Genomic DNA, 24,155 nt, shown 5'->3' with positions numbered 1-24,155 from the left:
AAAGTGATACGTCTCGTTGCCGAGGGCCTGAGTGCGAAACGAGGCGAAGACCTGATATTCCGGGACATCTCCTTTGAGATCGAAGCCGGCAGGGCCCTGGTCGTGAAGGGGCCGAACGGATCCGGCAAGTCGACGCTGCTACGCGTCGTCGCCGGGCTTTTGCCGCGCGAATCGGGGAAGGTTCGCTTTAGCGGCGAAGGTTCGCAGGATATCGAAACCGTCGCCGCCGCCTGCCACTACCTCGGCCATCGCAATGCGATGAAGCGCGAACTGACGGTTGTGGAGAACCTGCGCTTCTGGAAGGCCTTTTTTGGTGATTCGGCTGGCGGCAACGGGATGGACGTCGAAGAGGCGGCGGAGGCCGTCGGCCTCGGTGGCATCGTGCACCTGCCGTTCGGCTATCTCTCCGCCGGCCAGCAGCGGCGAATGGCGATGGCCAAGCTGCTCGTTGCCTGGCGGCCGGTGTGGATCCTCGACGAGCCGACGGCGGCACTGGATACGGCAGCCGAGATGATGTTTGCCGGCCTGGTGAAGGAGCACCTCAAGCGCGGCGGAATTGCGCTTGCGGCGACGCACCAGCCGCTCGGGCTCGGGGAGATGGCGGAGTTGCAGATGACGGGTTTCGACGGCGTTTCCGCGGAGGTGTGGGGTTGATGAGGGCAGTCCAGATTTCCAGCTTGGTCCTTTTGAGACGGTGCAGTCTGCCCCTCACCCTCGCCCCCTCCCCCCAGGCGGGGAGAGGGGGCGCAGGGCGTTTCGGCATTGGTCCTTCGCCCCGCTTGCGGGGAGAAGGTGCCGGCGGGCGGATGAGGGGCTGTGTTCGCCGGTTGTTTGCCGCGCAGGAGCTTGCCGTATGACCGGGCTCCTGCTTCGCGACCTGAAGCTGTCCGTGCGCGCCGGGGGCGGTGCGATGATCGGCGTGCTGTTCTTCATGACAGTGGTCGCCGTGATCCCGTTCGGTGTCGGGCCGGATTTGAACCTGCTTGCCCGCATCGGCCCGGCGATCCTGTGGATCGGGGCGCTGCTCGCTGCGCTACTCGGCCTCGACAGGCTGTTCCAGGCAGAGCGCGAGGACGGATCGCTCGATCTTCTGTTGATGCAGGACACGCCGCTGGTGCTGACGGTGCTGACGAAGTGCTTGGCGCACTGGATTGCCACCGGCCTGCCGCTGGTTATCGCCTCGCCGCTGCTGTCGCTTTTCATGAACATGGAGGTTCCGGCGATTGGCGCCACGGTGCTGACGCTGCTCGTCGGCACGCCGGCGATCACCTTCATCGGGGCGGCGGGGGCCGCGATCGCCGTTGCCCTGCCGCGCGGCGGACTGCTGGTGTCGATCCTCGTGCTGCCGCTTGCAATTCCCGTTCTGATCTTCGGCGTCAGCGCCGTCTATGCGGCCGTGCAGGACCCCGCGCCGTTCCTGCCGCCCTTCCTGATCCTGACGGCGCTGACGCTCGTCTTCGCCGTGATCGGTCCGGTCGCGGCAGCCGCGGCACTTCGCGCCTCGACGGATTGACGCAAATGTGATTGATGCGCGTCAATTGAAGCCGTGGGGCGAAAGCGTTAAAAGGCGCATATGAGCGAACAGAGCCTGGCGATCCGCAAATTTTCCGACCTTGCCAATCCGACGCGGTTTCTCGCGCTGAGCAGCATGCTGTGGCCGTGGATGGCGGCTGCGGCTGCAGTGCTTTTCGCCGTCGGCCTGTATCTCTCCTTCTCCACGGTCGGCGACTACCAGCAGGGCGACACGGTGCGGATCATGTATATCCACGTGCCCGCCGCCTGGCTTTCGATGATGTGCTATTCGGTGATGGCGATGTCGGCGCTCGGTACGCTCGTCTGGCGTCACCCGCTCGCCGACGTTTCTGCCAAGACGGCGGCACCGATCGGCGCCTGTTTCACCTTCATCGCACTCCTTACCGGCTCGCTCTGGGGCAAGCCGATGTGGGGCACCTGGTGGGTCTGGGACGCGCGCCTGACCTCCGTCTTCGTGCTCTTCTTGATGTATCTCGGCCTGATCGCGCTGAACCGTTCCATGGATGATCCGGCACGCGCCGCAAAGGTCGGCGCCATTCTGATCCTGGTCGGTTTCGTAAATATTCCGATCATCAAGTTTTCCGTCGAGTGGTGGAACACGCTGCACCAGCCGGCGAGCGTCATCCGGTTGGACGGACCGACGATCGATTCGGAATTCCTGCGGCCGCTGCTTGTCATGGCGGCCGCATTCACGCTTCTGTTCTTTACGCTGCATATTCTGGCGATGCGCAACGAGATCCTGCGCCGTCGCGTGGCGACATTGCGCAGGCTGGCGGCGCGCACCGCCGGGACCGAACGCCAGGGGGCTCGCCGATGACGCATTTCGCCTATGTCCTGTCGGCCTATCTGACCACGGCCGCGACCATCGCCGGCCTTGTCCTCTGGGTGTGGCTCGACGGGCGCGCGCGCCGGCGGGAACTTGCAGTCCTCGAGGCCGCCGGCATTCGCCGCCGTTCCGCAGCGGAGACGAAATGAACCAGCCCATCGATGAGAGACCCGCCGGATCGCGGACGCGCATCCTGCTCGCCCTGACGCCGTTGATCATTTTCGCAACCCTCGCCGCGATCTTCTTTCTGCAGCTGAGTTCGGGGCGCGATGTTTCCGAAATCCCCTCCGCCCTGATCGGCACCAAAGCGCCCTTCCACAACCTTGCACCGCTCGAGGGTGCGACCCGCAACGGGGCGCCGATGCCCGCGCTGACGGCCGAGACGGCCAAGGGCAAGCTTACCCTCGTCAATTTTTGGGCGTCCTGGTGCGTGCCCTGCCGACAGGAGCATCCGGTCATCCTGGCCTTGTCGCAGGATCCGCGGCTGACGGTCGTCGGCGTGAACTACAAGGACGGTGCCGAAAACGCGTTGCGCTTCCTCGGCGAACTCGGCAATCCCTACGCTGCGATCGGCATCGATCCGAACGGCAAGATGGCGATCGACTGGGGTGTCTACGGCATTCCGGAATCCTATCTCGTCGGTCCGGACGGTACGATCCTCTACAAGAAGGTCGGCCCGTTCGACGAGAACAGCGTGAAGACAGGGCTTATGCCAGCTATCGAGAAGGCACTGGTTCAGCCGGCGCCGGCCGGCTGACGATTTACTCAGTGCCCTCCCTTCCGTCATGCCGGGCTTGACCCAGCATCCAGCAGCGCCGCGTCTGCGGCGCGAGAACATCCGCTCAGCCGCCTGTAAGGAAAAGCATCCCTTCGCCGCGCGGACGCGCGGCGGCTGGCTCGGGGCAGGGATGACGGGAGAGGGGGTGGCTGGCGTCATACGAGCAGTCAGCCGGACAGTCGGTTGGCTTGTCCTTTGCGCCTTAGGGCGCTTTGCTCTCTTCAGACGTTTCCACCGAATACTTCATGATCAGCGGCATCTGCGACAGGGTGAAGAGGATCGTGATCGGCATCGTGCCCCAGACCTTGAACGCCACCCAGAAATCCGTCGAGAACTGCCGCCAGACAACTTCGTTCAGGATGGCGAGCACGAGGAAGAACACGCCCCAGCGCAAGGTCAGCTTGCGCCAGCCTTCTTCCGTCAGCTTGAAGGCGGCGTTGAAGACATAGCCGAGCAGCGGCTTGCCGAAGGCGAGGCCGCCGAGCAGGATGGCGCCGAACAGCGTGTTGACGATCGTCGGCTTCATCTTGATGAAGGTGTCGTTCTGCAAATAGAGCGTCAGCGCGCCGAAGACGAAGACGACGATGCCGGAGACGAGCGGCATCATCGGTAGCGTCCGGGTCAGCACCCAGGAGACGATGAGCGCTGCCGCGGTTGCCGCCATGAACAGGCCGGTGGCGATGAAGATCGGCCCGCCGAGTTCGGCAAGGGCGGGGAAATGCCCGGCCAGCCACTCGCCGCGCGAATTGGCGAAGAAGAAGACGACGAGGGGCCCCAGTTCCAGCACCAGCTTGAGGAGCGGGCTGACCTTCGGCTTGCCGGCATCCTCCAGCGTCTCGATGATCCTGTCTTCGCTCATGCCTCAACCCCTGCGATCGCCTGCGCGAAATCCTTGGCCTCGAACGGCTCGAGATCGTCGATCCCTTCGCCGACGCCGATGAAATAGACCGGCAGCTTGTGCTTGGCGGCGATCGCCACCAGGATGCCGCCACGGGCTGTACCGTCCAATTTTGTCATGATCAGGCCGCTGACGCCGGCGATGTTGCGAAAAATCTCCACCTGGTTCATCGCGTTCTGGCCGGTGGTGGCATCGAGCGTCTGCAAGACGGTGTGCGGCGCGTCCGGGTCGAGCTTGCCGAGCACGCGAACGATCTTCTCCAGCTCCGCCATCAGCTCCGTCTTGTTCTGCAGCCGGCCGGCGGTGTCGATGATCAGCACGTCGCTCTTCTTCTCCCGCGCCTGCTCGTAGGCCTCATAGGCGAGACCGGCCGCGTCGGCGCCGAGCTTGGAGGAGACGATGTCGGAGCCGGTACGTTCGGCCCAGATGTGAAGCTGCTCGATTGCGGCAGCCCGGAACGTGTCGCCCGCCGCCATCATAACCTTCAGGCCGGCGCCGGAGAGTTTTGCCGCAAGCTTGCCGATCGTCGTCGTCTTGCCGGTGCCGTTGACGCCGACGACGAGGATGACGTGCGGCTTGTGGGACAGGTCGAGCTCAAGGGGTCTTGCCACCGGTTCCAGAACCTTGGTGATCTCGGCGGCCATTATGTGCGCCACGTCCTCGCCGGTGACTTCCTTGCCATAGCGCTCGGCGGCAAGCGTATCGGTGATGCGAAGTGCGGTCTCGACGCCGAGATCGGCCTGGATCAGCAGGTCTTCGAGGTCCTGCAGCGTCGCGTCGTCGAGCTTGCGCTTGGTGAAGAGGCTGGTGATCTGGCCGGTGAGATGGGCGGAGGTACGGGCAAGGCCTGCACGCAGCCGCTGGAACCAGCTCCGCTTCGGTGCGGGCTTGGGCGCTTCCGTTTCCCTCGACCGCTGGTCGGCGGAGGAAAAGCCCTTGGGCAGGATCGGCGCCGGCGTACCTTCCTCGACGGACTCGACCGGCTCTTTCCTTGCCTTGGCTGGCTTCGTTTTCGCAGGCGCGGCCGGAACCGGAACGACGACCTCAGGGTTTTCTACGGACGCAGCCTCCGCAGTGCCAATGATCGCTTCGGCAGGCATACCCTCCTCGGCAGGCGCATCGACGGGTGCGTCTTCGATAAGCGGGCCGTTGGCGGCCGCCTCGCTGGCGGCAAGTTCCTCGTGGGCATGTTCCACGCCGCCCATGCCGAGGTTGATGAGTTCGGCCGCGCGGGTGGTCTCGGTCTCGGGCGACAAGCCGGAGACGCCGGCTTCCGGGACGACATCAATTGCTTCCCCGGCGGCCGGAGAGGCGACACCAGCGGATTCGACGGCTGGAGCCTCGTCTCCGTCGGTGGGCTGAACCGGGTGAATGAGCGGGGGAAGGGGGTAGATGTCGGATTGCAGTTCAAGACGGTGCAGGTCCGCGTCCGGGTTGGCGGCTTCGGCTTCCTCCAGAAGCAGGTCGCGCGCCTCGCCGGCGGGTTCTTCGGCGGCGTGCGGATCCTCGACCAGACCCTCGACATGAGCCGCCTCTACCTTGCTCACAAACGCCTCGGGCGTGCTCTCCTGCTGCGTTTCCGCTGCGGGCACGGTGTCCTTGCCGAAGGAGAAGATCTTCTTGATGAAGCCGAGGGCCATGAACGAAATCCGCTAGCTACGAGGTAATACGGGGTCTGCCTGCACGGTCAAATGCTTGCCATTGTGGCCGGTGACGGTCACCGGCACAAGGTCGCGCGGCGCAAGGCCATCCGCCTCGACCAGCGTGAAGTTTTCCGTATGCGCCAGTCCGTTGTTTTCGACAAGGATCATTTGCCGGCTGTCGACCATCGAGGCGAGATGGGACAGGTGGAGGCGTCGCCCTGTTTCGCGCAGTTGCGCTGCCCGTTCCTTGACGAGCGCCCGATCGAGCTGCGGCATCCGCGCCGCCGGCGTGCCGGGGCGGGGGCTGTAGGGAAAGACGTGGAGGTGGGCGATGCCGCACTCGTCCGCGAGGCTGGCGCTGTTGGCCGCCATCGCCTCCGATTCCGTCGGGAAGCCGGCAATCATGTCGGCACCGAAGCTGATGTCCGGTCGCAACCGCCGCGCCTCGTGACAGAACGCAATGGCGTCGTCGCGCAGATGACGGCGCTTCATGCGTTTCAGGATCAGGTCGTCGCCATGCTGGAGCGACAGATGCAGGTGCGGCATGAAGCGCACTTCGTCGGCAATCAGGTCCCACAGATGCCGGTCTGCCTCGATGCCATCGATCGAGGAAAGCCGCAGCCGCAGTATCTCCGGGACCTGCTTCAAGAGGGTCTTTGCGAGAAGGCCGAGGCTCGGCTTGCCGGGCAGGTCGTCGCCGTAGCTGGTGGCATCGACGCCGGTCAGCACAACTTCACGGTAACCAGCTTCGACGAGCTTTCGTGCCTGGTCGACCATCGCTCCCATCGGCACCGAGCGGGAATTGCCACGGCCGAAGGGGATGATGCAGAAGGTGCAGCGATGGTCGCAGCCGTTCTGGACCTGAATGAAGGCGCGCACGTGCCCGTCGATCGACTTTACCAACTGCGGGGCGGTTTCCCGGACGCTCATGATGTCGTTGACGCGGACTTTTTCTTCCGCCGAGACGCCGAAATCGGGAAGGCCGCGATAGGAGGCGCTCCGCAGCTTCTCCTCGTTGCCGAGCACGGCGTCCACCTCCGGCATCTCGGCAAAGGTGTCCTTCTCGGTCTGCGCGGCGCAGCCGGTGACGATGATGCGGGCGTGCGGGTTGTCGCGGCGGGCGCGGCGGATCGCCTGGCGCGCCTGGCGCACGGCCTCGCCGGTCACAGCGCAGGTGTTGACGAGGATGGCGTTGTTGAGCCCCGCCTTCTCGGCCTCGCCGCGCATCACTTCGGATTCATAGGTATTGAGGCGGCAGCCGAAGGTTATGACCTCGACGCCACTCAAGGCGCAGCCACCCCTTCTTCGGCCATATCCGCGTCACGCTGCCAGGCGCCGCTCGACGGATCGAGCGTACCCGACCACTCCCACTCGGCGGGGCCGGTCATGACGACATGGTCATCGCTTTCGCGCCATTCGATGGTGAGGATGCCGGGCGGATTGGCCGAGGCGACGTGGACGTCGACCTTGCGGCCGGTGCGTCCGGTACGGGCGGCGTTGACGGCGGCGGCACAGGCGGCCGAGCCGCACGCAAGCGTCAGCCCGGCGCCGCGTTCCCAGGTGCGCGTCGTCATCGACGAGCGCGAGGTGACCTGCGCGAGCGTGATGTTGGCCCGCTCGGGAAAGATCGGATGGTTTTCCAGAAGCGGTCCAAACCGGGCAAGATCATAGGACATCACGTCGCGATCAACCCAAAAGACCGCGTGTGGGTTGCCCATCGACATGGCGGATGGCGAATGCAGGACCGGATCGTCGATCGGGCCGATCTGCAGTTCGATCCGGCGGGTGTCGTGAAATTCTTCGGCAAGCGGGATCCGGTTCCACTCGAACACGGGCTTGCCCATGTCGACGGAGATCGTCCCGTCCTCGTGCTCGACCGCGTTCAGGATGCCGGCGACGGTCTGGAAGGTGAAAACCTTCTTGCCGGTCTCGGCGGCGAGCGCCTGAACGACGCAGCGCGAGCCGTTGCCGCAGGCCTGCGCCTTGCTGCCGTCGCAGTTGAGGATGTCGATATAGGCGTCGGTGCCGCTTGCCTTCGGATCGTGGATCGCCATGATCTGGTCGAACGCGGTCTCGGCGTTGGCCGCGAGGGCCACGGCAGCTTCGGCGCTCACGCGATCGGTGCGGCCGCGCATGTCGACGACGAGGATCTGGTTTCCCAGTCCGTTCATGCGGGCGAATGGAACGTTGGCGGTCATGTCGGCTATCCGGCGAGCCCGGGCTTCCGGGAATTGCGTCATTTTCCGCCGTATATGGCGGAAAAACGCACGAATTACCAGTGGTCGCCAATTTGCGGTCGTCTTGACTTTCCGCCCTCTTTCCTGTTTAAGCCCGCCATCTGCGACAAGTAACGACACTTGAAGCCCGCCGACCGGGACCCGAAAAGGTATAAAGAGATCCCGGAGGTCAACACCCGACAGCGCGATGCGCCCTCGGGTGGTTTTTGGCTTTGCGTCTTGTTTTTGTCGCTGATTGCACCGACGTTTCCGACCGATGCGGAAACAAGAAGGACGACGTGATGTTTGAAACACTCCAGGACCGCCTTGGCTCCATTCTGAATGGACTGACAGGCCGTGGCGCGCTTTCGGAAGCCGATGTCTCGGCGGCGCTGCGCGAGGTCCGTCGTGCGCTGCTCGAAGCGGACGTGGCGCTGGAAGTGGTGCGCTCCTTCACCGAAGCAGTGCGCGAAAAGGCCGTTGGTGCTGAGATCCTGAAGTCGATCAAGCCGGGCCAGATGGTCGTCAAGATCGTCCATGACGAGCTGATTTCGATGCTCGGCTCCGAGGGCGTCTCGATCGACCTCAATGCCCCAGCGCCGGTCGTCATCATGATGGTCGGCCTGCAGGGCTCGGGCAAGACGACGACCTCGGGCAAGATCGCCAACCGGCTGAAGACGCGCGACAAGAAAAAGGTCCTGATGGCCTCGCTCGACACGCGTCGTCCGGCCGCGCAGGAACAGTTGCGCCAGCTCGGCGTGCAGACCGGCATCGACACGCTGCCGATCATCGCCGGCCAGTCGCCGACCGACATCGCCGCGCGCGCCGTGCAGGCTGCCAAGCTCGGTGGCCATGACGTCGTCATCCTCGACACCGCCGGCCGCACCCATATCGACGAGCCGCTGATGATCGAGATGGCGGAGATCAAGCGGAAGTCCAATCCGCACGAGATCCTGCTCGTCGCCGACGCGCTGACCGGTCAGGACGCCGTCAACCTCGCCCGCAATTTCGACGATCGCGTCGGCATCACCGGCCTCGTCCTGACCCGCATGGACGGCGACGGCCGCGGCGGCGCGGCGCTTTCGATGCGCGCCGTCACCGGCAAGCCGATCAAGCTGATCGGTGTCGGCGAGAAGATGGGCGAGCTGGAGGAATTCCATCCCCGCCGTGTCGCCGACCGCATCCTCGGCATGGGCGATATCATCAGCCTCGTCGAGAAGGCGGCGGAAAACATCGACGCCGAGAAGGCGGCCGCCATGGCCGCCAAGATGGCCAAGGGCAAGTTCGACCTGAACGACCTCGCCGACCAGCTGCGCCAGATGCAGAAGATGGGCGGTATGGGCGGCATCATGGGGCTGATGCCCGGCATGGCCGGCATGAAGGACAAGATGGCCGCCGCCGGTCTCGACGACAAAATGTTCGGCCGACAGCTCGCCATCATCTCGTCGATGACGAAGGCCGAGCGCGCCAATCCGGACCTTTTGAAGCATTCGCGCAAGAAGCGCATTGCGAGCGGTTCCGGCACCGACGCCGCCGACATCAACAAGCTTCTGAAGATGCACCGCCAGATGGCCGACATGATGAAGATGATGGGCGGCAAGAAGGGCGGCGGCCTGATGAAGCAGATGATGGGCGGCCTGGCCGGCAAGATGGGCCTCGGTGGCGGAATGGGCGGCCTTGGCGGTGGCATGGGCGGCATGCCCGACCTGTCGAAGCTCGACCCGAAGCAGTTGGAAGCCCTGCAGAAGCAGGCGGAAGCCGCCGGCATCAAGCCGGGTGGCGGCATGCCGGGCCTCGGCGGCGGGGGGCTCCCTGGTCTTGGCGGGGCGAAGCTGCCCGGCCTAGGCGGCGGGTTCCCGGGCCTTCCCGGGTTGTCCAAGAAGAAGTGAGGTAGGGCGAGCAATGGTCGACCCCGAAATCAAGAAGCAGCTGGCCGAATACCGTCAGTCGATCGACAACATCGACGCGGCACTGGTCCACATCCTGGCCGAGCGTTTCCGCTGCACCCAGGCAGTCGGCGTGCTCAAGGCCACCCACGAATTGCCGCCGGCGGACCCGGCGCGCGAGGAATACCAGATCGATCGCCTCCGTCGCCTGGCGAAGGACGCCAATCTGGATCCGGATTTCGCGGAGAAGTTCCTGAACTTCATCATCCGCGAGGTGATCCGGCATCATGAAGCCATCGCCGCCGATTACAGCGGCTCGAACAATCAGCATACCGCTTGAAAGAAGCGGCCAGCCATATCCCGAAGGAGAAATGAAATGTCCCTGAAGATCCGTCTCGCCCGTGGTGGTTCCAAGAAGCGCCCGTACTACCAGATCGTCGTTGCCGACGCGCGCAGCCCGCGCGACGGCCGCTTCCTCGACCGCGTCGGCGCCTGGAACCCGATGCTCGGCAAGGAAGATGCCAAGCGCATCGAGCTGAACGAAGAGCGCATCAAGGAATGGCTCGCCAAGGGCGCCCAGCCGACCGACCGCGTCCTGCGCTTCCTGAACGAAGCCGGCATTGCCAAGCGCGACGCCCGTAACAACCCGGATAAGGGCAAGCCGGGCAAGAAGGCGCTCGAGCGCGCCGCCGAGAAGAAGCAGAAGGCCGAAGACGCCGCTGCCGCTGCTGCGGAATAATTCCGGCCGGAACCCAGGTTCGGAGCGGGCGGCGTGTCTCATGCCGCCCGCTTTCGTTTGTGAGCATGCTTGCTCCGCACGCATATCGAGGCGTAATGGAGCGGTAGAACATATCTGCGCACGGTCCGTGCGCGAGCGGATCGAAAACGATGAGCAAACTCGAAAACCCTGTCCTGATGGGCACGATCGGCGCAGCGCAGGGCTTGCGTGGCGAGGTCCGCGTCAAGGCCTATACGCTTGATCCGACTTCGTTTGGCGACTACGGCAGCCTCCACAGCGAGGACGGGCGGCTGTTCGAGGTGCTGGAGATCCGCGAAGCGAAGAATGTGGTCGTCGTCCGCTTTCGCGGCGTCAACGACCGCAACGCGGCCGAGGCCTTGAAGGGGCTGGATCTCTTCATCGAGCGCGACAAGCTGCCGGACGAGGAACTGGAAGACGATGAGTTCTTCTATGCCGATCTCGAAGGGCTGGAGGCCGTTGACGCAACCGGGCGTAGCCACGGCACCGTCACCGGCATCTTTGATTTCGGCGCCGGCGACCTCTTGGAACTGAAGGGTCCCGGCAAGCGGCCGGTGCTGATCCCATTTTCGGAGGCCGCCGTGATCGAGGTGGATTTCGAAAACGGCAAGATGCTGATCGATCCGGTTGCCGCTGGCATCGATGGCGGCGAAGAGGACGGTCCTGGCAGCCGCCGGCGCCGTCCGCCGCAAGAAGGGGAATGACGTGGCTTTCCGCGCCACCGTCCTGACGCTCTACCCGGAGATGTTTCCGGGCCTCCTTGGCCAATCGCTGTCGGGCAAGGCGCTTAGCCGTGGCGACTGGTTGCTCGAGACCGTGCAGATCCGCGACTTCGCCACCGACCGCCACCGCACCGTCGACGACACGCCGGCCGGCGGCGGCGCCGGCATGGTGCTGAAACCGGACGTGCTGGCGAGCGCGATCGACCAAGCCGCGCCGGAGGGCGATACGCGTCCTCGACTGTTGATGAGCCCGCGCGGCCGGCCGTTGACGCAGGCCCGCGTGCGCGAACTTGCTGCAGGTGAGGGCGCCGTCATCGTCTGCGGCCGGTTCGAGGGGGTCGACCAGCGGGTCATCGACGCGCGCAGCCTCGAGGAGGTGTCGATCGGCGACTACATCCTGTCCGGCGGAGAGCCGGCAGCGATGATCCTGCTCGACGCCATCGTCCGCATCCTGCCCGGCGTGATGGGCAATGCGCTGTCCGGCGTACACGAGAGCTTCGAGGGCGGACTGCTGGAGCATCCGCACTACACACGCCCGCAGGTCTGGGAGGGTCGGGAGATCCCGGCCGTGCTTGCTTCCGGCCACCATGCCGAGATCGAGAAGTGGCGACTGGGAGAGGCGCGCCGGCTGACCGAGGAGCGCCGTCCGGACCTTCTGATCGATCAGCCGGTCACGAAATAGTAGATCGTCAGCAGTGCCCCGACGGCGATGACCAGCGTCCGGATCAAGCTCTGCGGCACGCGGCGGGCGATCCAGACGCCGGAATAGCCGCCGATCGCGCCGGCCGGCACCATCACCGCCGCCTGCGGCCAGCCGACCACGTCGCCGCTGGCGAAGACGATGATCGCGACGGCGGCGATCAGCATGGCCAGAAAATTCTTCAGCGCGTTGAGTTTGTGGTAGTCGCCGCCCTTGGAGAGGCCGAGCACGGCAAGCGTCATGATGCCCATGCCGGCGCCGAAAAAGCCACCGTAGATCGAGGTCGCGAACTGGCCGAAGAGGCCAAGCGGACCGATCGGCTGCTCGGCGTGCAGGTTCTTCGGCCGCAGCAGGGGCCCAGCCGCGAAGATTGCGGTCGCCGCCAAGAGCAGCCACGGCACCAGCGTGCGGAAGCCCGGGTTCGACATGGACAGCAGCAGCAGCGATCCGCTGACGCCACCGATCAGCGAGAGGACGCCGACCTTCACCGCTTCCCGCCAGTCGGCGCGGATTTCGCGCCAGTAGGCCATCGCCGAGGTGACGTAGCCGGGAAACTGGGTGATCGATGAGGTGGCATTAGCGACGATGGGCGGGACCCCGGTTAGGGTCATGGCGCCGAAGGTGAGAAAGGTGCCGCCACCCGCGATCGCGTTGACCACGCCGGAGAGAAACCCGGCTACGAACAGGAATGCGGCATCGGCAATCGGCATGTTTCCCCCTCGGTTGGCCTCCCCCGGCCAACGGCTGAACCGACCGTCTGATATCGTCCCGTGCACCGGGGCGGCAATCCCCGATACCGGAAAAGGCGATTTATCGTTTCGGCAGGGATGACAAGCGCTGGCGATTGGTGTAATGGCCGACACGGTTTTGGGATCATCCCGGAAAACCGCAAGCAAAGAATGGCGAATCCGCTCCTGCCCGGCATCGGGCATTTCCCCGAGGCTTCCGACGGGAGAAGGTCGAGCGCTCTGGCTGTTTCAGAAGAACGTAAAGGTTAGACCGATGAACATCATCCAGCAGCTCGAGGCCGAACAGGCCGCCAAGATCGCCGCCAAGCGCACCCTTCCGGAATTCTCCCCGGGCGACACGCTGCGCGTCAACGTCCGCGTGACGGAAGGCAGCCGCACCCGCGTGCAGGCCTATGAAGGCGTCTGCATCGCCCGCTCCGGCGGCGGCATCAACGAGAGCTTTACCGTCCGCAAGATCTCCTACGGCGAAGGCGTCGAGCGCGTATTCCCCGTCTACTCCCCGCTCGTCGAAGGCGTCGAGGTCATCCGCCGCGGTAAGGTTCGCCGCGCGAAGCTCTACTACCTGCGCGATCGTCGCGGCAAGGCGGCCCGTATCGTCGAGAACACCGGCACCCGCGCCCGCAAGCTGAACGACGCCGAGCGTGCAGCCGTTGCCCAGGAAAAGGCACGTCTGGAAGCCGAGAAGGTAGCAGCCGCCCAGGCGCTTGCCGCCGAGAAGGCAGCAGCCGAGGCCGCCGAAGCCGCAAAGGCAGCGGAAGCCGCAGCCGAATAAGAACGGCGCGTATTCTTTCTGAAGGGCCGTCGGGGCTTAGTCCCCGGCGGCCTTTTTGCTTTGATCCGTCGGTGCTCAAGTGGAGGCCAGTTCCGCAGGTCGACAGAGGCAGTGACCGTAACCGTCGACGACAACCTTTGCGGAAGGGAATTGTCTCCTGCACCTGAAATCTGGCACCAACTCGCTTGCCAGCGCCGAGCGATCTGTGACAGGTTTCGCTCGCCACGTTTCAGGAGAATTCCTATGCTTTTCCGCCGCACAATCCTTGCCGGGCTTTCCGCCCTTGCCCTCATGCCGCTGACCGCTGCTGCAGCCGATCTACCCGATCTCGGCGGGCGGACGGTCGTCGTCGTGACGGAGAACGCCTATCCGCCGCTGCAATTCGTCGACCCGAAGACCGGCGAGCAGATCGGCTGGGAATATGACGCGATGAACGAGATCGCCAAGCGGCTGAATTTCAAGGTCGAGTACCAGAACACCAGCTGGGACGCGATGATCCAGGCGGTGCATGATGGTCAGTACCAGGTCGGCATGACCGGCATCACCATCAAGGACGACCGCAAGGAGAAGGTCGATTTCTCGGACCCCTACATGCGTTCGCAACAGTTCATGCTGGTGCGCGCCGACGAGGACCGCTTCACCGATGCCAAGACCTTCGGCGCCTTCGCCGATGGCCTGATTGCCGCGCAGCCGGGCACCTCGCCCTTCTATACGGCCGTCTACGAGATCCTCGACGGCAATGAGCAGAACCCGCGCATCAAGCTGTTCGAGACCTTCGGTGCGACGGTGCAGGCGCTGAAGGCCGGCGACGTCGATCTCGTCCTCACCGACAGCGTCGCCGCCAAGGGCTATGTGGATGCCTCGGAAGGCAAGCTGAAGGTGATCGGTGAACCGCTCGGCACCGAGGATTTCGGCTTCATCTACCCGAAGGGCTCCGACCTCGTGGCCCCGATCAACGCCGCCATCGCCGCACTGAAGGCGGACGGAACGCTGGACGCGCTGAACAAGAAATGGTTCCTCGACTACAAGATGGGTCAGTAAGCGACCCCATGGCATCCGTATCCCCCCGTCCGGGAGCGGCGAAGGGCGACTATCCCTGGTGGCTGGTCGCCCTTGTTGCGATCGGCCTCGCCATCGCCGTCGTCATCGCCGCGAACGACATCTATGCCCAGGTCTTCGGCGTCATCCTGAAGGGGCTGTGGGTGACGATCTTCGTTACCATCGTCGGCTTCGCGCTTGCCACGCTTCTGGGGCTCGGGGTGGCGCTGCTCGGACTTTCCGACCATGCGCCGCTCCGCCAGGTTGCCCGGTTCTATACCGAGGTGATCCGCGGCGTGCCGATCCTGGTGCTGCTGTTCTACATCGCCTTCGTCGGTGCGCCGGCCCTCGTGGCACTGGCGAACCTCGTCATCGCGCCGCTGGTCGCTGCCGGTTATGTCGAACCGCTGCTCGTCCGGGACGTGTCGCTGATGTGGCGGGCGATCATCGCGCTGATGATCGGCTATTCCGCCTTCATCGGCGAGGTCTTCCGGGCCGGTATCCAGTCGGTGGACAAGGGGCAGGTCGAGGCGGCCAAGGCGCTCGGCCTGTCGCGCACCCAGCGCTTCCGCCTCGTCGTGTTTCCGCAGGCGATCCGCGTCATCCTGCCGCCGCTCGGCAACGACTTCGTCGCCATGGTCAAGGATTCCTCGCTTGTCTCCGTGCTCGGCGTCTCCGACATCACCCAGATGGCCAAGGTCTACGCGTCCGGATCCTTCCGCTTCTTCGAGACCTATTCGATCGTCGCCTATGTCTATCTGATCCTGACGATCGGCCTGTCTGTCGCGCTGCGCGGTCTGGAGCAGCGGCTGCGGCGGGGCATTGAGCGCTGATAGCGGCGAATCTCTCCGATTGCCGGGGCGCCGAAAAATTGATATGTGCGGCCCATGGAATCCAAGTTCGCATGCATTGGCGCGCATATCGTCGTTCTGCAGGATCACAAGCGCCTGCCGGTACGCTTCTTTGCGCGCGTGCGCGGGGCGCTCACGAGCCGCCTAGCCTGATCCATTCGGATCCCGCGGCTCCTGCCGCAATCGCTTCCATTTCCATCGCATCAACCGGATGAAGAGCCATGAGCGCACCCCGTACCCTCTACGACAAGATCTGGGACGACCATGTCGTCAACACGCAGGAAGACGGCACCTGTCTTCTCTACATCGACCGGCACCTCGTCCATGAGGTGACGAGCCCGCAGGCGTTCGAGGGCCTGCGCATGGCCGGCCGCAAGGTCCGTCATCCGGAAAAGACGCTCGCCGTCGTCGACCACAACGTGCCGACCTCGCCGGACCGCAAGAACGGCATCAAGAACGAGGAAAGCCGCATCCAGGTTGAGGCGCTCGCCAACAACGCCGCCGAATTCGGCGTCGAATATTACTCGGAGAATGACATCCGCCAGGGCATCGTCCACATCGTCGGTCCGGAGCAGGGCTTCACGCTGCCCGGTATGACGATCGTCTGCGGCGACAGCCACACCTCCACGCATGGTGCTTTCGGCGCGCTTGCGCACGGCATCGGCACCTCCGAGGTCGAGCACGTGCTCGCCACCCAGACGCTGATCCAGAAGAAGGCGAAGAACATGCTGGTGCGCGTCGACGGCCAGCTGCCGCCGCATGTCACAGCCAAGGACATCATCCTCGCCATCATCGGCGAGATCGGCACCGCCGGCGGCACCGGCTACGTCATCGAGTTCGCCGGCGAGGCGATCCGCTCGCTGTCGATGGAAGGCCGCATGACGGTCTGCAACATGACGATCGAAGGCGGCGCCCGCGCCGGCCTGATCGCGCCTGACGAGACGACCTTCGCCTATGTGAAGGACAAGCCGCGCGCGCCGAAGGGCAAGGCCTGGGACATGGCGCTCGATTACTGGAAGACGCTGCACACCGATGAGGGCGCGCACTACGACCGCGTCGTCGTGCTCGACGCCGCCAACCTGCCGCCGATCGTCTCCTGGGGCTCCTCGCCGGAGGACGTCGTCTCGGTGCAGGGCATTGTGCCGAACCCGGACGAGATTGCCGATGAGACGAAGCGGGCCTCGAAGTGGCGCGCCCTCGACTACATGGGCCTGAAGCCGGGCACCAAGATCACCGACATCGCCATCGACCGCGTCTTCATCGGTTCGTGCACCAACGGCCGCATCGAGGACCTGCGCGAAGTCGCCAAGGTCGTCGAGGGCAAGAAGGTGGCCTCGACCGTCAGTGCGATGATCGTTCCGGGCTCGGGCCTGGTGAAGGAGCAGGCGGAAGCGGAAGGGCTCGACAAGGTCTTCAAGGAAGCGGGCTTCGACTGGCGCGAGCCGGGTTGTTCCATGTGCCTCGCCATGAACGACGACCGGCTGAAGCCGGGCGAGCGCTGCGCCTCGACCTCGAACCGCAACTTCGAAGGCCGCCAGGGCTTCAAGGGCCGCACGCACCTCGTCTCGCCGGCGATGGCGGCGGCGGCCGCCGTGTCCGGCCATTTCGTCGACATCCGCGAGTTCAACTGAACCGGGCCCGCGCGGCCATTGCTGCGAATGTGCAGATCGAAGGGGCCGTCCGCGAAGGGCGGCCTCTTGCATTTGGGCCGGGATGGTCGCCGTAGTTAGAGCATGTCTCCCGAAAGTGGGAACCGGTTTCGGGACGAAGACATGCGGAGGAACAAGGACCTAAAGCGTGGCAAAGCGAATCTGAAAGATCGCGACGCGCTTTAGAGGGATTGAACATCCATTGCTCTCATGCGTTCGGAGGAGCAGACGATGACCGACCGCCGCCTTATTCTGCTGCGCCATGCGAAATCCGCCTGGCCGGACGACGTCGCGGATGAGAAGCGGCCGCTGGCGCCGCGCGGACAGAAAGCGGCACCGCGGATGGGCGCCTACATGGCGCGGGAGCGCCTGATACCGGACCTGGTCCTCGTCTCGACGGCCCGGCGGACGCAGGAGACCTGGAACCTGGTCGGTCCGAATCTGCCAAAGGGCGTGAAAAAGCGTGACATCGAGGCGATCTACGAGGCGCCGCCAAACCGGCTTGTGGAGGTGGTTCGCGATACCAACGCCACCGTGCGCTGCCTGATGCTGGTCGGCCATAATCCCGGATTGCAGCAGTTTGCGCTCGCCCTCGTCGGCGCCGGGGACGCCGATGCCGTCAGGCGGCTTGGCGAAAAATTTCCAACCGCCGCATTGGCGGTGTTCGATTTCTCGCTGGAGTTCTGGTCGGATGTGCATGCCGGGACCGGCACGCTGGAACGCTTTGTGACGCCGAAGTCCATCGCCTGAAAGGCGCTGCGCGGACTACTCTCGACCGTCGCCGGTGCGCACGACGCCTCAGATCACGCGAAGCCGGGTGCCCCGTCGCAGGAACGGCAGCAGCCGCATCATGTCGCCCGCCGTCACGGCGACACAGCCGGCCGTCGGTTCATAGCCTGGCCGAATGAGGTGGAAAAAGATGGCCGATCCCCTGTTCCTGCGCCGCGACGTGATGTTCCAGTCCAGAACGAGGCAGACGTCATAGAGGCCGTCGGTACGTCGCATCTCCTCGTGGCTGGCCCGGAAGGGCGCGTCCACGAGCCGGTTGTAGGACGGGCTCTCCGGCGCATCGCACCACAGCATGCCAGGGCGAATGCGTCGCATCGGCAGGCCGGTCGCAGGCCCTTTCATCCGATCCGCCCGCCAGAAGCCGTGAAGCAGGCGCATCGACGCGATCGGGGTGGCGCCGTCGCCTTCGCGCTTTAGGGCAGTTGTACCGCTGCGGCCGATCGCGGCCGGAATGCGCAACCCTCCGTATTGCAGAATGGCGCGGCTCTTTTTCGCAGGGGCGCGCCGGACCACGATTGTGCCGTGTTTTTCTGGTGCTGTCTTTGCTATTCGTCTCATGCTGCGGCCCGTAGGTGCTCATGCAGTTGTGTCATGTCCGCCAATCTCCGCAAATACACTGGCACGGCTGTGGGACCCGGAGCTTACCAATAACCCAAGCGGGGTTGTCAAAAAGACAATTTTGCTTAGGTTCATCTCGAATACCGGAAGGGAAAAGATGACGTCGCGAACGATCCTCATTGTCGATGATGACAACGACCTGCGTGAAACGCTGGTCGAGCAGCTAGCGCTTTACGAGGAGTTCACGATCCTTGAGGAAACGACGGCGGCCAAGGGCATGCAGGCCGCGCGCGCGGGCCAGGTGGATCTGTTGATCATGGATGTCGGCCTGCCGGACATGGACGGGCGCGAGGCCGTCAAGCTCCTGCGCAAGGGCGGCTTCAAGGCGCCGATCATCATGCTGACCGGGCACGACACCGATTCCGACACCATCCTCGGTCTGGAAGCGGGCGCCAACGACTACGTCACGAAGCCGTTCCGTTTTGCCGTGCTTCTCGCCCGCATCCGTGCACAACTGCGCCAGCACGAGAGCAGCGAGGACGCCACCTTCACCGTTGGCCCCTACACCTTCAAGCCCGGCCAGAAGCTCCTGACGATGGACAACGGCCAGAAGATCCGTCTCACCGAGAAGGAAGCGGCGATCATCCGCTATCTCTATCGGGCGGACCAGAAGGTGGTCACCCGCGATGTCCTGCTCGAAGAGGTGTGGGGCTACAACTCCGGCGTCACGACTCATACGCTTGAAACCCACGTGTACCGGCTGCGCCAGAAGATCGAACGCGACCCGTCGAATGCCGAGATCCTCGTCACCGAGAACGGCGGCTACAAGATCGTCCCTTGATGCTCCCGCGCCCGCTGGACGCGGCGGGTCGTTGCCGATATTGGATTCGCCAAGAGTTCGACAAGGCTTTGCGGTTCGCGGAGCCTCGACAGCATGCCGGAGGCGCCGCTTGGCTCTCATAGACGATATCAGGCTTTTCGCGCAGGTTCCCTTGTTTTCCGGACTTTCGGAAGACAAGCTGCGGCTGATGGCCTTTGGCGCCGAGCGCCGCCGGCTCGTCGAAGGCCAGACGCTGTTTCGCGAAGGCACGTCCGCCGATTGCGGCTTCGTGATCGCCTCGGGCAATTTTCGCCTCTATTCCACCGCGCGCGACGGCTCGGTGCGGGACGAGGGCGCCGCCGGCCGCGGGTCGCTTCTGTCCGAGCTTGCGATGATCTCCGTCGTCGAGCGGAAGTTCACCGCCACGGCGACGGAAGACAGCGAGGTCATTCGCATCAACCGTCCGCTGTTCCGACGGATGCTGGAAGAGTATCCGGACGTGGCGATGCTGGTGCAGGAGCGCATCCGTGCCAATCTGGAAGTCATGATCAGCGGCGCGAAGGGCATGGCCGGCCGCTTCGCCTGAACCTCTCTCTTACAGGTCGAACGTCGCGATGACCGGCACGTGATCCGAGGGGCGCTCCCAGCCGCGCGCTTCGCGCAACACGGTGATGTCGGACAGATGCGCGTCGAGATCGACCGACGACCAGATATGATCGAGACGGCGCCCCCGGTCGGCCGCGGCCCAGTCCTGGGCGCGATAGCTCCACCAGGTGTAGAGCTTCTGGTCGGCCGGGATCTTGCGGCGCATGAGGTCGACCCATGCGCCTTTTGTCATCACTTCCGTCAGCCCTTCAACCTCGACCGGCGTGTGGCTGACGATCTTGAGCAACTGCTTGTGCGACCAGACGTCGTGCTCCAGCGGAGCGATGTTGAGATCGCCGACGAGGATGGAGGAAATGCCGGCCTCGGCTTCCGCATGCAACAGCTTCATTTCCTCGATGAAGTCGAGCTTGTGGCCGAATTTGGGATTGATCGTCCGATCCGGCTCGTCACCGCCGGCCGGCACATAGAAATTGTGCAGTCGGATCGACTTGCCGCCATGCGTGAAGACGACCGACAGGTGCCGCGCGTCGCCGACGCCGCAATAATCGCGCCGCTCGACGAGTTCGGTCAGGGGAAGCCGGGAGATCGTCGCGACCCCGTGATAGCCCTTTTGGCCATGCATGACGATGTGTTCATAGCCGAGCGCCTTTAGCGGCTTCGACGGGAACTGGTCATTCGGGCATTTGGTTTCCTGAAGGCACAGGATGTCCGGTTCGTAGGTCTTGAGGAAATGCTCGACAAGGCCGATCCGCAGCCGGACGGAGTTGATGTTCCAGGTTGCGATCGAAAGCGGCATTCGGTGTCCTCGTATTCCCAGCGTCAGGTTTGCCAGGTACTTAGACGGGTCTTGCACAGAAGAAAACAGCCGCAGCGGCGAAACCTCTGCGGCTTTGATGTCTTCGGGCCGACGGGATACGGTTATCGACCGTGGATCTCCTCAAAGGGGATCCTGAAGATCTTCGCGTCGAGCTGCACGCCGGTCTTGACGTTGAAGATCATGACGGATGTGTCCTTGCCCTGCGCATCCCGGATCGTCCACTGGCGCAGGTCGTAGGTCTTCGGGTCAAACATCATGGTGATCGTCGAATCACCGAACATGTTGCGGTCGCCGAGCACGATCGTCGTCAGGTCGGCTTCCTCCTTCACGCCGCGCACCATCCGTGTCGAGAGATCGATGCGGTTGCCCAACAGCAGATTGAGCGGCGTCTTGGACAGGGGATAGACGTCCCAGGTCTTGAGCTTGCGGTTGCCGATCACCACCGTGCGGCCGTCGGAAATGACGCGCATCGGCGAAGGGTCCTCGTAGTTGAAGCGGATCTTGCCGGGGCGGCTGATGTAGAACTTGCCGCCGGTCTGCTCGCCGCGCGGGCCGAATTGCACGAACTCGCCCATCATCGTCTTCACGGAGGAGAAATGGTCGGCGATCCGCTGAGCCGCACCGGAAGCCTGGGCGGCGGCCGGGCGCGGCGCCAGGATGGACGGTCCGGCTGCGAGCAGCAGCGCCGTCAGACCGACGAAGCCGCGTCGCGTGGTACCCATGCCAGCGGTCGTTTGGTCAGCGCGCATGTTGATCTCCTTTATGTCGCTCTCATGTACGCCAAGTACGGCGCCATCAAGGCGCAATCTCCGGCGCCGGTTCGCGCTGCGGCAAGGAACGTTACCGGTTCGTGATTTCATCTTCCGTCGGGACCAGGATCTCGCGCTTGCCCGCGTGGTTCGCTGGCCCGATGATGCCCTCCTGCTCCATCCGTTCGATGAGCGAGGCGGCCCGATTATAGCCGATGCCGAGCCGGCGTTGGATATAGGATGTCGAGGCCTTGCCGTCACGCAGGACCACGGCCACGGCCTGGTCGTACGGGTCGTCCGAGTCCTCGAGGTTCGACGTGCCGGCCGGGCCGCCGCCGTCCATGTCCTCGTCGTCGTCCTCGGTGATGGCGTCGAGATACTGCGGCGCGCCTTGCGTCTTCAGATGGGCGACCACGGCCTCGACCTCGTGGTCGGAGACGAACGGGCCATGGACGCGCTGGATGCGCCCGCCGCCGGCCATGTAGAGCATGTCGCCCATGCCGAGCAGTTGCTCTGCGCCCTGCTCGCCGAGGATCGTGCGGCTGTCGATCTTCGAGGTGACCTGGAAGGAGATGCGGGTCGGGAAGTTCGCCTTGATCGTGCCGGTGATGACGTCGACGGACGGGCGCTGCGTCGCCATGATGACGTGGATGCCGGCGGCGCGCGCCATTTGCGCCAGGCGCTGCACGGCGCCCTCGATGTCCTTGCCGGCGACCATCATCAGGTCGGCCATCTCGTCGATGATGACGACGATATAGGGCATCGGCTGCAGGTCGAATTCCTCGGTCTCGTACATCGCCTCGCCGGTCTGGCGGTCGAAGCCGGTCTGGACGGTGCGGGTGATCGCCTCACCCTTGGCGATCGCCTGCTCGACGCGGCTGTTGAAGCCGTCGATGTTGCGCACGCCGATCTTCGACATCTTCTTGTAGCGCTCCTCCATTTCGCGGACGGTCCACTTGAGGGCCACGACGGCCTTCTTCGGATCGGTGACGACCGGGGAGAGCAGGTGCGGGATGCCGTCGTAGACGGAGAGTTCCAGCATCTTCGGATCGATCATGATCAGCCGGCACTGCTCCGGCTTCAGGCGATAGAGGATCGACAGGATCATCGTGTTGATCGCCACCGACTTGCCCGAACCGGTGGTGCCGGCGACGAGCAGGTGCGGCATCTTGGCGATATCGGAGATGACCGGCTCGCCGCCGATCGTTTTGCCGAGCGCCATGGCGAGCTTCGCCTTGCTGGTCTCGAAGTCGCGGCTGGCCAACAGTTCGCGCAGATAGACGGTCTCGCGGCTCTGGTTCGGCAGTTCGATGCCGATCGCGTTGCGGCCGGGAACCACGGCGACGCGGGCGGCGATCGCACTCATCGAGCGGGCGATGTCGTCGGCGAGGCCGATGACGCGCGACGACTTGATGCCGGGCGCAGGCTCCAGTTCGTAGAGCGTCACCACCGGACCGGGGCGCACTTGGATGATCTCGCCCTTGACACCGAAGTCCTCGAGCACGCCCTCGAGCATGCGGGCGTTCTGCTCCAGCGCATCGGCCGAGAGCGAAGCATCGCGCGTGACGTTGCGCGGCTCTGCAAGAAGGTGCAGCGATGGAAGCTGGAAGCCATCCGGGCCGACGAGCGAGGACTGGGCCTCGCGCTCCATCCGCTGGCCGGCCTTCGGCTTCGGCGCGGCGGCGGCGATACGCGAACGCAGACCCGCAGGCCCGGCCGGGGCGGCACGTGGTGCCCAATCGTCGTCGTCGGGCAGGATGCCGGCCGGACGCGGCAGCTCTGCGCCGTCGTCCTCATCGTCATCGAAGGACGAGATCGGCGGCGATGTTACGGCGCGGCGGGCACCACCCTCCATCGACGGTTCGACCCGGTCGGAGAACCTTGATGCAGCTTTTGGCCGCGAGGGTTCGTTCAGGGTGCCGAATTCGTCGTCGTTGAAGTCGTACGGCTGCTCGACGGCGCGCGAATGGGTCTTGCTCCGGCCGGACAGGCCGAACAGGCGCCGTACCCGGGCCTGGTTGGTATACCAGGCATGGGTCAGGGCGCCGGCCACCAGCATCAGCGGTCCCTCGGCCTCGTCTTCTTCCTCGGCATCGCTGACGGTGCGGGTCCGTTCGACCGGCGCCGGCGCCGGGAGTTCGTCCTCGTCCACCGGGTCGTTGCCGATCAGGCCTGCACTGAAGACCAGCAACCAGGCCGAGGGAAGAGCCAGCAAGGCGCCGAGGATGCTCGCGAGCGTGCCGGTCGGATAGGTGCCGGTGAACAGGGCCGGAAACCGCAGGATCATGTCGCCGAAAACGCCGCCAAGCCCGTTCGGCAGCGGCCAGGTGATCGGCGCGGGAATGCAACTGAGCGCCGCCGATGCGAGCACCGCTCCGCCGAACCAGGCGCCGATGCGTTTCAGGACGCGCGCGAGCCGGCGGTTCTTGACGAGCGCGATCGCCCAGGCGACGACGGGAAGGAGCGCGATGACACTCGCAAGCCCGAAGAACTGCATGAAGACGTCGGCGAATACGGCGCCGCCATAGCCGAGCGCATTGGACGGTTCTCCGCCGGAGGCGTAGGAGAGGCTCGGGTCGGACACGTTCCACGTGGAGAGCGCCGCGACGGCAAGCGCGAGCGCTATGATCAGGCCGAAGCCGAGGAGGGCCCGTATCTGCCGCCAGAGAAAGGCGGATAGGACGAACCGTTCGGGACGGTTGTCCAGCATTGCCGATGTGCTTCTCGCCATATGTTTCAGCCTGTCGTGCGGTCAGTCCGGATGAGCTTTTCCCGCCGGTTCGGGAGCGTGGATGATG

Annotated in this window: 26 protein-coding genes; 17 read left to right on the top strand and 9 right to left on the bottom strand. The window is 64.6% G+C overall.

Annotated elements, in window-relative coordinates:
• Positions 1-6: 6 nt before the first annotated feature.
• The 5 genes from ccmA (at position 7) to J2Y48_RS04840 (ending at position 3,116) form a co-directional block, all read left to right on the top strand.
• On the top strand, positions 7-654 hold the full coding sequence (ccmA, locus tag J2Y48_RS04860) for a heme ABC exporter ATP-binding protein CcmA (protein ID WP_310414307.1): 648 nt from the start codon (positions 7-9) through the stop codon (positions 652-654).
• Positions 655-853: 199 nt separating this feature from the next.
• Positions 854-1,513 (top strand): heme exporter protein CcmB, encoded by a 660-nt coding sequence (ccmB, locus tag J2Y48_RS04855; protein ID WP_310413571.1) that lies wholly within the window; start codon positions 854-856, stop codon positions 1,511-1,513.
• A 60-nt stretch (positions 1,514-1,573) separates the two neighbouring features.
• Entirely contained in the window at positions 1,574-2,350 is a 777-nt protein-coding gene (locus J2Y48_RS04850) for a heme ABC transporter permease (protein WP_310413567.1), read from the top strand.
• Positions 2,347-2,508, top strand: coding sequence for a heme exporter protein CcmD (gene ccmD, locus J2Y48_RS04845; protein ID WP_310413564.1), 162 nt, complete (start codon positions 2,347-2,349; stop codon positions 2,506-2,508). Before J2Y48_RS04850 ends, ccmD begins: the two co-directional genes overlap by 4 nt.
• Positions 2,505-3,116, top strand: coding sequence for a DsbE family thiol:disulfide interchange protein (locus J2Y48_RS04840; protein ID WP_310413561.1), 612 nt, complete (start codon positions 2,505-2,507; stop codon positions 3,114-3,116). Before ccmD ends, J2Y48_RS04840 begins: the two co-directional genes overlap by 4 nt.
• 223 nt (positions 3,117-3,339) lie before the next feature.
• Here the strand turns inward: J2Y48_RS04840 and J2Y48_RS04835 are convergent, their stop codons facing one another.
• The 4 genes from J2Y48_RS04835 to dapF are packed head-to-tail and all read right to left on the bottom strand — an operon-like array spanning position 3,340 to position 7,876.
• Positions 3,340-3,978, bottom strand: a complete 639-nt coding sequence (locus J2Y48_RS04835; protein ID WP_310414304.1) for a septation protein A — start codon at positions 3,976-3,978, stop codon at positions 3,340-3,342.
• A gap of 14 nt (positions 3,979-3,992) precedes the next feature.
• A complete protein-coding gene (gene ftsY / locus J2Y48_RS04830) occupies positions 3,993-5,675 on the bottom strand; it encodes a signal recognition particle-docking protein FtsY (RefSeq protein ID WP_310413557.1) in 1,683 nt (560 codons plus the stop codon).
• A 12-nt stretch (positions 5,676-5,687) separates the two neighbouring features.
• The gene (gene mtaB / locus J2Y48_RS04825; RefSeq protein WP_310413554.1) at positions 5,688-6,965 is read right to left on the bottom strand and encodes a tRNA (N(6)-L-threonylcarbamoyladenosine(37)-C(2))-methylthiotransferase MtaB; all 1,278 of its coding nucleotides are present in this window, start codon (positions 6,963-6,965) and stop codon (positions 5,688-5,690) included.
• Positions 6,962-7,876: a diaminopimelate epimerase gene (gene dapF / locus J2Y48_RS04820; protein ID WP_310413551.1), complete on the bottom strand. Its 915-nt coding sequence runs from the start codon at positions 7,874-7,876 to the stop codon at positions 6,962-6,964. The genes mtaB and dapF overlap by 4 nt, the downstream gene beginning before the upstream one ends.
• A 320-nt stretch (positions 7,877-8,196) precedes the next feature.
• Here dapF and ffh point away from each other — a divergent pair, with 320 nt between their 5' ends.
• The 5 genes from ffh (at position 8,197) to trmD (ending at position 11,941) form a co-directional block, all read left to right on the top strand.
• Entirely contained in the window at positions 8,197-9,783 is a 1,587-nt protein-coding gene (ffh, locus tag J2Y48_RS04815; protein ID WP_310413548.1) for a signal recognition particle protein, read from the top strand.
• Positions 9,784-9,796: 13 nt separating this feature from the next.
• Positions 9,797-10,120, top strand: a complete 324-nt coding sequence (locus J2Y48_RS04810) for a chorismate mutase (protein ID WP_310413545.1) — start codon at positions 9,797-9,799, stop codon at positions 10,118-10,120.
• A 36-nt stretch (positions 10,121-10,156) separates the two neighbouring features.
• Complete coding sequence (rpsP, locus tag J2Y48_RS04805; RefSeq protein WP_310413541.1) at positions 10,157-10,519, top strand: 30S ribosomal protein S16; 363 nt, start codon at positions 10,157-10,159, stop codon at positions 10,517-10,519.
• Between the two features lie 149 nt (positions 10,520-10,668).
• A complete protein-coding gene (rimM, locus tag J2Y48_RS04800; RefSeq protein ID WP_310413538.1) occupies positions 10,669-11,241 on the top strand; it encodes a ribosome maturation factor RimM in 573 nt (190 codons plus the stop codon).
• A gap of 1 nt (position 11,242) precedes the next feature.
• The gene (trmD, locus tag J2Y48_RS04795; RefSeq protein ID WP_310413536.1) at positions 11,243-11,941 is read left to right on the top strand and encodes a tRNA (guanosine(37)-N1)-methyltransferase TrmD; all 699 of its coding nucleotides are present in this window, start codon (positions 11,243-11,245) and stop codon (positions 11,939-11,941) included.
• Here trmD and J2Y48_RS04790 read toward each other — a convergent pair.
• On the bottom strand, positions 11,923-12,669 hold the full coding sequence (locus J2Y48_RS04790; protein WP_310413533.1) for a sulfite exporter TauE/SafE family protein: 747 nt from the start codon (positions 12,667-12,669) through the stop codon (positions 11,923-11,925). The genes trmD and J2Y48_RS04790 overlap by 19 nt on opposite strands.
• 292 nt (positions 12,670-12,961) lie before the next feature.
• Here J2Y48_RS04790 and rplS point away from each other — a divergent pair, with 292 nt between their 5' ends.
• From rplS to J2Y48_RS04765, 5 genes are all read left to right on the top strand, one after another.
• Entirely contained in the window at positions 12,962-13,480 is a 519-nt protein-coding gene (gene rplS / locus J2Y48_RS04785; RefSeq protein ID WP_310413530.1) for a 50S ribosomal protein L19, read from the top strand.
• A gap of 243 nt (positions 13,481-13,723) precedes the next feature.
• The gene (locus J2Y48_RS04780) at positions 13,724-14,521 is read left to right on the top strand and encodes a transporter substrate-binding domain-containing protein (protein WP_310413527.1); all 798 of its coding nucleotides are present in this window, start codon (positions 13,724-13,726) and stop codon (positions 14,519-14,521) included.
• A gap of 8 nt (positions 14,522-14,529) precedes the next feature.
• The gene (locus tag J2Y48_RS04775; protein WP_310413523.1) at positions 14,530-15,351 is read left to right on the top strand and encodes an amino acid ABC transporter permease; all 822 of its coding nucleotides are present in this window, start codon (positions 14,530-14,532) and stop codon (positions 15,349-15,351) included.
• A gap of 239 nt (positions 15,352-15,590) precedes the next feature.
• Complete coding sequence (leuC, locus tag J2Y48_RS04770; RefSeq protein WP_310413520.1) at positions 15,591-17,000, top strand: 3-isopropylmalate dehydratase large subunit; 1,410 nt, start codon at positions 15,591-15,593, stop codon at positions 16,998-17,000.
• A gap of 249 nt (positions 17,001-17,249) precedes the next feature.
• On the top strand, positions 17,250-17,768 hold the full coding sequence (locus J2Y48_RS04765) for a histidine phosphatase family protein (RefSeq protein WP_310413517.1): 519 nt from the start codon (positions 17,250-17,252) through the stop codon (positions 17,766-17,768).
• A 48-nt stretch (positions 17,769-17,816) separates the two neighbouring features.
• On the opposite strand, the gene J2Y48_RS04760 is transcribed toward J2Y48_RS04765, so the two are convergent.
• Complete coding sequence (locus tag J2Y48_RS04760) at positions 17,817-18,365, bottom strand: L,D-transpeptidase (RefSeq protein ID WP_310413514.1); 549 nt, start codon at positions 18,363-18,365, stop codon at positions 17,817-17,819.
• A gap of 157 nt (positions 18,366-18,522) precedes the next feature.
• Here J2Y48_RS04760 and J2Y48_RS04755 point away from each other — a divergent pair, with 157 nt between their 5' ends.
• Entirely contained in the window at positions 18,523-19,206 is a 684-nt protein-coding gene (locus tag J2Y48_RS04755) for a response regulator transcription factor (protein ID WP_310413511.1), read from the top strand.
• Between the two features lie 109 nt (positions 19,207-19,315).
• The gene (locus tag J2Y48_RS04750) at positions 19,316-19,771 is read left to right on the top strand and encodes a cyclic nucleotide-binding domain-containing protein (RefSeq protein ID WP_310413508.1); all 456 of its coding nucleotides are present in this window, start codon (positions 19,316-19,318) and stop codon (positions 19,769-19,771) included.
• A 9-nt stretch (positions 19,772-19,780) separates the two neighbouring features.
• Here J2Y48_RS04750 and J2Y48_RS04745 read toward each other — a convergent pair whose 3' ends face one another.
• From J2Y48_RS04745 to J2Y48_RS04735, 3 genes are all read right to left on the bottom strand, one after another.
• Positions 19,781-20,587 carry an exodeoxyribonuclease III gene (locus J2Y48_RS04745; RefSeq protein WP_310413505.1) on the bottom strand — a complete coding sequence of 269 codons (807 nt, stop codon included), beginning with the start codon at positions 20,585-20,587 and terminating at the stop codon, positions 19,781-19,783.
• Between the two features lie 122 nt (positions 20,588-20,709).
• Complete coding sequence (locus tag J2Y48_RS04740; protein ID WP_310413503.1) at positions 20,710-21,357, bottom strand: outer membrane lipoprotein carrier protein LolA; 648 nt, start codon at positions 21,355-21,357, stop codon at positions 20,710-20,712.
• Between the two features lie 91 nt (positions 21,358-21,448).
• Entirely contained in the window at positions 21,449-24,088 is a 2,640-nt protein-coding gene (locus J2Y48_RS04735) for a DNA translocase FtsK (protein ID WP_310413500.1), read from the bottom strand.
• Positions 24,089-24,155 lie beyond the last annotated feature (67 nt).

Origin of the sequence: Mycoplana sp. BE70 (genome assembly GCF_031455855.1) — a bacterium.
Lineage (GTDB): Bacteria > Pseudomonadota > Alphaproteobacteria > Rhizobiales > Rhizobiaceae > Mycoplana.
Note: the sequence above shows the minus strand (reverse complement) of the source record. Positions and strands in the feature narration are given on the sequence as shown.

Bases quoted from the DNA above. Each gene is read 5' to 3' on its own strand.
- ccmB (WP_310413571.1), top strand. From the start codon at position 854: ATGACCGGGCTCCTGCTTCGCGACCTGAAGCTGTCCGTGCGCGCCGGG.
- J2Y48_RS04850 (WP_310413567.1), top strand. From the start codon at position 1,574: ATGAGCGAACAGAGCCTGGCGATCCGCAAATTTTCCGACCTTGCCAAT.
- ccmD (WP_310413564.1), top strand. From the start codon at position 2,347: ATGACGCATTTCGCCTATGTCCTGTCGGCCTATCTGACCACGGCCGCG.
- J2Y48_RS04840 (WP_310413561.1), top strand. From the start codon at position 2,505: ATGAACCAGCCCATCGATGAGAGACCCGCCGGATCGCGGACGCGCATC.
- ftsY (WP_310413557.1), bottom strand. From the start codon at position 5,675: ATGGCCCTCGGCTTCATCAAGAAGATCTTCTCCTTCGGCAAGGACACC.
- dapF (WP_310413551.1), bottom strand. From the start codon at position 7,876: ATGACCGCCAACGTTCCATTCGCCCGCATGAACGGACTGGGAAACCAG.
- ffh (WP_310413548.1), top strand. From the start codon at position 8,197: ATGTTTGAAACACTCCAGGACCGCCTTGGCTCCATTCTGAATGGACTG.
- J2Y48_RS04810 (WP_310413545.1), top strand. From the start codon at position 9,797: ATGGTCGACCCCGAAATCAAGAAGCAGCTGGCCGAATACCGTCAGTCG.
- rpsP (WP_310413541.1), top strand. From the start codon at position 10,157: ATGTCCCTGAAGATCCGTCTCGCCCGTGGTGGTTCCAAGAAGCGCCCG.
- rimM (WP_310413538.1), top strand. From the start codon at position 10,669: ATGAGCAAACTCGAAAACCCTGTCCTGATGGGCACGATCGGCGCAGCG.
- J2Y48_RS04790 (WP_310413533.1), bottom strand. From the start codon at position 12,669: ATGCCGATTGCCGATGCCGCATTCCTGTTCGTAGCCGGGTTTCTCTCC.
- rplS (WP_310413530.1), top strand. From the start codon at position 12,962: ATGAACATCATCCAGCAGCTCGAGGCCGAACAGGCCGCCAAGATCGCC.
- J2Y48_RS04780 (WP_310413527.1), top strand. From the start codon at position 13,724: ATGCTTTTCCGCCGCACAATCCTTGCCGGGCTTTCCGCCCTTGCCCTC.
- J2Y48_RS04775 (WP_310413523.1), top strand. From the start codon at position 14,530: ATGGCATCCGTATCCCCCCGTCCGGGAGCGGCGAAGGGCGACTATCCC.
- leuC (WP_310413520.1), top strand. From the start codon at position 15,591: ATGAGCGCACCCCGTACCCTCTACGACAAGATCTGGGACGACCATGTC.
- J2Y48_RS04765 (WP_310413517.1), top strand. From the start codon at position 17,250: ATGACCGACCGCCGCCTTATTCTGCTGCGCCATGCGAAATCCGCCTGG.
- J2Y48_RS04760 (WP_310413514.1), bottom strand. From the start codon at position 18,365: ATGAGACGAATAGCAAAGACAGCACCAGAAAAACACGGCACAATCGTG.
- J2Y48_RS04755 (WP_310413511.1), top strand. From the start codon at position 18,523: ATGACGTCGCGAACGATCCTCATTGTCGATGATGACAACGACCTGCGT.
- J2Y48_RS04745 (WP_310413505.1), bottom strand. From the start codon at position 20,587: ATGCCGCTTTCGATCGCAACCTGGAACATCAACTCCGTCCGGCTGCGG.
- J2Y48_RS04740 (WP_310413503.1), bottom strand. From the start codon at position 21,357: ATGCGCGCTGACCAAACGACCGCTGGCATGGGTACCACGCGACGCGGC.
- J2Y48_RS04735 (WP_310413500.1), bottom strand. From the start codon at position 24,088: ATGGCGAGAAGCACATCGGCAATGCTGGACAACCGTCCCGAACGGTTC.